General features: G+C 71.6%; 5 protein-coding genes. 2 read left to right on the top strand and 3 right to left on the bottom strand.

Annotated elements, in window-relative coordinates:
• Positions 1-1,574 (top strand): aminotransferase class V-fold PLP-dependent enzyme (locus tag ACXJKR_RS23610; protein ID WP_457324883.1); only part of this gene is annotated, 1,574 nt, incomplete at its 5' end.
• 35 nt (positions 1,575-1,609) lie between these two features.
• On the opposite strand, the gene ACXJKR_RS23615 is transcribed toward ACXJKR_RS23610, so the two are convergent.
• Positions 1,610-2,689 carry an NAD(P)/FAD-dependent oxidoreductase gene (locus ACXJKR_RS23615; protein ID WP_457324884.1) on the bottom strand — a complete coding sequence of 360 codons (1,080 nt, stop codon included), beginning with the start codon at positions 2,687-2,689 and terminating at the stop codon, positions 1,610-1,612.
• 157 nt (positions 2,690-2,846) lie between these two features.
• On the opposite strand from ACXJKR_RS23615, the gene ACXJKR_RS23620 reads away from it, so the two are divergent.
• Positions 2,847-4,040: an MFS transporter gene (locus ACXJKR_RS23620; protein WP_457324885.1), complete on the top strand. Its 1,194-nt coding sequence runs from the start codon at positions 2,847-2,849 to the stop codon at positions 4,038-4,040.
• On the opposite strand, the gene ACXJKR_RS23625 is transcribed toward ACXJKR_RS23620, so the two are convergent.
• Positions 4,030-4,953 (bottom strand): DUF3616 domain-containing protein, encoded by a 924-nt coding sequence (locus ACXJKR_RS23625; protein ID WP_457324886.1) that lies wholly within the window; start codon positions 4,951-4,953, stop codon positions 4,030-4,032. The two genes, ACXJKR_RS23620 and ACXJKR_RS23625, sit on opposite strands and share 11 nt — an antisense overlap.
• A partial coding sequence (locus tag ACXJKR_RS23630) for a M24 family metallopeptidase C-terminal domain-containing protein (RefSeq protein WP_457324887.1) occupies positions 4,953-5,244 on the bottom strand: 292 nt, incomplete at its 5' end. The genes ACXJKR_RS23630 and ACXJKR_RS23625, both read right to left, overlap by 1 nt.

Raw genomic sequence — 5,244 nt, forward strand, 5'->3', positions numbered from 1 at the left:
TCACGCCGCTGCTGGCCGGCGGCGGGCAGGAAGGTGCGCTGCGCTCGGGCACCGAGAACATGTCGGGCATTGCCGCCCTGGGCGCCGTGCTGGCGGCGCTGGAGGACGGCAGGACCTTCCGCGACCACGCCACCCTCGTCGCCTTCCGCGACCGCCTGGCTGGCGCGCTGCAGCAGGCCTTCCCCGGCCTGGTGTTCAACGCGCCGCCCGAGGCCTGCCTGCCGACGACGCTGAACTTCGCCGTGCCGGGTGTCAGCTCCAAGCTGCTGCTGGACCTCTTCGATGCTGCCGAACTGCGCGTCAGCGGCGGCTCGGCCTGCAGCGCGGCCAAGGCCCAGCCGAGCTATGTGCTGGAGGCCATGGGCCTGCCGGCCTGGCAAGCGGCCGCAGCCGTGCGCCTGTCCTTCGGCCCGGTGGCCGATGCCGCCTTCATCGACGAGGCCTGCGCCCGCATCCGCATCTGTGGCGAGTCCCTGCGCGAGAGCTGCCTGGACCCGAGCGCTCCCGGCCAGGCCCTGCCGGCCGACGGCCTGACGCGCTTCGTCGTCGATGGCGCCTGCTGCTACCTGCTGGCCGACGCCGCCAGCCGCCGCGCCGTCGTCGTCGACCCGTTGCCCGAGCTGACAGAGAGACTCGCCCAGTGGCTGACCTGCCAGGGCTATGAACTGGCCGCGGTGCTGGACACCCACAGTCATGGCGACCACGCCTCGTCCGCGCCCGAGCTGCTCGCTGCCGCTGGCCAGTCGCGCGGTGATGTCGACGGCCTGGGCTGGCCAATCGGCGCCGACACCATCGCGCTGGGCACCTCCCGGCTGAACCGCATGCCGATTCCCGGCCACACCCAGGACTCGACGGCCTATCTGCTGTACGACGCGGGCGGATTGCGCCTGGCCTTCGTCGGAGACACCGTCATGCCGGGTGCGCTGGGCCGCAGCGACTTTGAACAGAGCGCGCCGCTGGCCTACGGCAGCTCGCTGGGCCGCCTGGAACAGGCCGTCGGCCCCCACGCCCTGCTGCTGCCTGGTCACGACTATGACGACCGCTTCGCCAGCACGCTGGCCGTGGAGTGCGTCGCCCAGCCGCTGCTGGGCGACGTGCTGGGTGGCCGCATCGACGGCGCCGGCTTTGCGGCCGCCAAGGCCCAGCTCGAGCAGGGCCTGGCCCTGACCGAATACCAGACCGTGGCCTGCGGCGCGCGCGTCGACAGCGCTTGCCCGCTTGCTTCCAGCGAGATGAGCCTGGACGAGCTGAATGGCCTGCTGCGCGAGCAGCCGCAGCTGCTGCTGGTGGACGTGCGCGAGCCCTACGAGCAGCGCCTGGGCCAGGCGCCCGAGCTCGGCGTGGGCGTGCGCCGCGAGGCCGTGCCGCTGTCGGGCCTGCCCAATGCGCTGGCCCGCTGGCTGACCCTGCCGGCCGAGACGCCCATCGTCTTCTTCTGCCGCAGCGGCAACCGCAGCGCGCAAGCCGCGCAGGCTCTGCGGCGGCTTGGGCATGAGCAGGCCTGGAGCCTGGGCGGTGGCCTGGCGCTGTGGCCGCGGGCGCTGGCCGGTGCCGACGCCGCGCTCGCCATCTGAGCGCCGGACCTGAAACCAGTTTCAGCGTCCTGGGTTCAAAGCCGGGCGGCGACCTCTTCGGCCAGGGCCAGCGAGGCCGTCAGCCCGGGCGACTCGATGCCGAACAGCTGCACCAAGCCCGGCGTCGCGGTGTCGATGCGGAAGTCCGCCGCCGCCTCGCCCGGGCCGCTCAGCTTTGGCCGGATGCCGCTGTAGGCCGGCTGCAGCGCGCCCGCGGGCAGGCCCGGCCAGTAGCCGCGCACCTCGGCCTCGAAGGCCGGTGCCAGGGCAGGGTCGACGGCGTAGTCCAGCCTGGCCGGCGCGCGCTCGGTCAACCACTGCACATCAGGCCCGAAGCGCGCCTGGCCGCCCAGATCCAGCGTCAGATGCACACCCAGGCCGCCGTCTACCGGCAGCGGGTAGATCAGGTGCGAGAACGGCGCCCGTCCGGCGAGTGAGAAGTAGTGGCCGCGGGCAAAGCGCAGTGGTGGCGCAGGCGTGCCCAGGGATTCAGCGACCTGCGCAGCAAACAGCCCAGCTGCATTGATGACGCAGCGCGCGCCCAGCTCGAAATCCTCCACCAGCAGCCGCCAGCCATCACCCTCCCGCGCGCCACCGGTCACCGCACTGGCCAGGGCCAGCGTCGCGCCGGCGTTCTCGGCGTCAGCCAGCAGGGCTGTCATCAGGCCATGGCTGTCGACGATGCCGCTGGACGGCGACAGCAGCGCACCCGCGGCGTTCAAGGCCGGCTCCAGCGCCAGCGTTTCGGTCCGACTCAGCAGGCGCAGGTCGTCAACGCCATTGGCCACGCCAGCCTCGGCGATCTGCTCCAGCCGCGGCAGGTCCTCGGCGCGTGTCGCCACCACCAGCTTGCCGCAGCGACTGTGCGCAATGCCGCGCGCCGCGCAGTAGTCGTAGAGCAGCATCTTGCCGCGCACGCACAGCCGCGCCTTCAGGCTGCCGGTTGGGTAGTAGAGGCCGGCGTGGATGACCTCGCTGTTGCGCGAGGAGATGCCCGTGCCGATGGCGCCGACGGCCTCGATGACGACGACCTCACGCCCGCGCAGCGCCAGCTCGCGCGCGATCGCGAGGCCGACAACGCCGGCACCGATGACGGCAATATCCACCTGGTCCATGAACGGAGTTTGCCTTGCCTAAAATGCGCAGCGCTTCGCGGCGAGTGCCGTGACGCCGTCTCTGCCGAGGGGTGCTGCGACGAGGGTCATGATGCCTTCGCCACGCTTGGTGAGGACGACAGGACAAGGGCGCCCTCTGTGAAGAAGAGGCTCCCGCATGCATTCCCCTCCCGCATCCCCTTCCGCATCGATACGCACCATCCTGCCGCTGGCCTTCGTCACCGGCGTCAGCATGGCCGCGATGGACCTCTACCTGCCCGCCGTGCCCGCTCTGCAGGCTGGCATGGGCATCAGCGTGCCCTTGGCCCAGGCCACCGTGGCCGTCTACCTGGCCGGCCTGGCAGGCGCCCAACTGCTGTGGGGCGAGCTGCTGAACCGCCTCGGTCCGCGGCGCTGCGTCGAGGTGGGCCTGCTGCTGCTGGTGCTGACCAGTCTGGGCTGCGCTTTAGCGCCCAACATCGAGACGCTGCTGGTGCTGCGCCTGCTGCAAGGTGTGTCAGCCGCGGCGGCGACGGTGGTGGCGCCGACCGTCGTACGCRCCACGCTGGCCGATGCCGATGTGGTGCGCGGCATCGCCGCCATCTCCATGGTCGAGGCCATCGTGCCCGCGGCCGGGCCGGTGCTGGGCGCGCTGATGCTGCGCGTGACGGACTGGCGCGGCACCTTCTGGGTGCTGGCGGCCCTGGCGCTGCTGTTGCTGCCGTGGGTGGTGAAGATCGCGCCGCGCAGGCTGCCCGGGCTCAACCTCGAGCACGACGCCGGCTATCTCGGCATCCTGCGCAACCGCAGCTATCTGCGGCTGGCCGGTTCGCATGCGCTGTGCATCGGCGCCTTGCTGACCTTCCTGGCCAGCGCGCCCCAGCTGCTGCAGCACACCCTGGGGCTGGGCACGGCAGCATTCGCGCTGCTGCAGGTGCTGGGTGTCGGCTCCTTCATGCTGGGCGCCTCGCAGTCGGGCCGGCTGGCCGCGCGCCTGGGCCATGCGCGCGTCGTGAGGCTGGGCAGCGTGGTGCAGCTGGTGGCCTGCACGCTGGCGCTGCTGGCCGCCTGGAGCGGGCAGCAGCTGCCTTATGCGGCGGTGGCGGCCTACTGGATGTGCTTCTGCGGCGCCCTGGCCATTCGTGGGCCGGCCACCTTCGTCGATGCCCTGGCCGTGCCGCCTGCGCAGATGGGCCGCGCGACGGCCTTGCTGGTGCTGGCGCTGCTTGCCGCCGGCGCCGTCGGTACGCAGTTGGTGGCGCCTTTCCTCGGGCATGCGGACAGCGCAGTGCCGTTGTTCAGCGGCGTGCTGTTGATGCTGCTGGCCAGCGCGGCGCTGGTGTGGCGCTATCCCTTGGTGCCTAAGGCTTGAGGTCGAGGGCGCGGAAGGCGCGCTTGCTCTTGTCCGCGTCCTTGCAGGCCTTCTTGCCCACCATGACGCCGCCGTCGTCGCTGAGCAGCGTGAGCAGCCCGTCCGGCCAGGCGAACAGCGCCTCCGGGCGCAGCGTGCCGAGTTCGGCCTTGACGGGCGCCGGCACATCGGTGGCCTTGCCGCTCCAGCGGAACAGCGCGAAGCTGCCCACGTCGGCCGGCGGGCCAGCGGCGATCAGATAGCCGCTGCCCACGCGCTCGATGGAGCGCACGCCGCGGCCGCCCAGGTCCAGGCGAATGGCGCTGCCAAAGCGCGCTGGGCCCTTGGCCGCGACCAGCTCGGCCGGGTTCAGCAGCGGAATGACGAGGGCACGCCCCTGCGGAATCGGGTTGCGCAGGCCGATCAGCAGGCTGCCATCGGGCGCCGCGGCCAGGCCTTCGATGTTGAAGCCGCCTTCCGCCTCGGCCGCGCGGCCAGCAGCGTCGGACAGTTTCAGCGGCGCCAGGGCCGGCGCCGCCAGCAGGTCGGCCAGCAGGCCCGTGTAGGGCTGGCCCACCGGCTCCACCGTCGTGCCGCGGATCTCGGTGGCGAAGAAGCGCAGCCGGTCTTCGCGTACCTTGCCGGCGCTGTTGCGCGCATGCGAGGCGATCCAGTAGATGCGGCGGCCGACCTGGGCCGCGCCTTCGAGGTCGGCTTCCTTGTCGGCCTTCAAGAACTTGTCGAGGTCGATCCCGCCGACGCTTTTGGCTTCGCCGCGCCTGTAGATGGTCAGCCGGTTGTGCTCATCATCGGCAACGACGAAATGACGCGCATCCAGCGCCACCGCCGCCGAGGCGTCGCACAGGCCCTCATAGCGCGTCTGCGCCGCGGCCGCGCCTACCGCACACAGCAGCAGCGCAGCCAGCGCGCGCATCAGGCCGCCAACGGCGCGGTGCGCAGCAGCAGCCAGGCCAGGGCCGGGCCGCTGACCTTGGCGCTCAGGCGCTCTCGCACGGTGGCGTGGTAGCGGTTCAGCCATTCGATCTCGTCGGCGCGCATCAGGCTGATGTCGATGCAGCGCGTGTCGATGGGGCAGAGCGTCAGCGTCTCGAACTCCAGCATCTCGCCGAAGGCGTTCTTCTCCGGCGTATCGATGGCGACGTTGAGCACCAGGTTCTCGATGCGCACACCCCACAGCCCCGGCCGGTACAGGCCTGGCTCGATG

The organism is Roseateles sp. P5_E11, from assembly GCF_054049355.1.

What these genes read in the sequence shown, in the direction of transcription:
- ACXJKR_RS23625 (WP_457324886.1), bottom strand. Translation starts at nt 4,953, where the DNA reads ATGCGCGCGCTGGCTGCGCTGCTGCTGTGTGCGGTAGGCGCGGCCGCG.
- ACXJKR_RS23615 (WP_457324884.1), bottom strand. Translation starts at nt 2,689, where the DNA reads ATGGACCAGGTGGATATTGCCGTCATCGGTGCCGGCGTTGTCGGCCTC.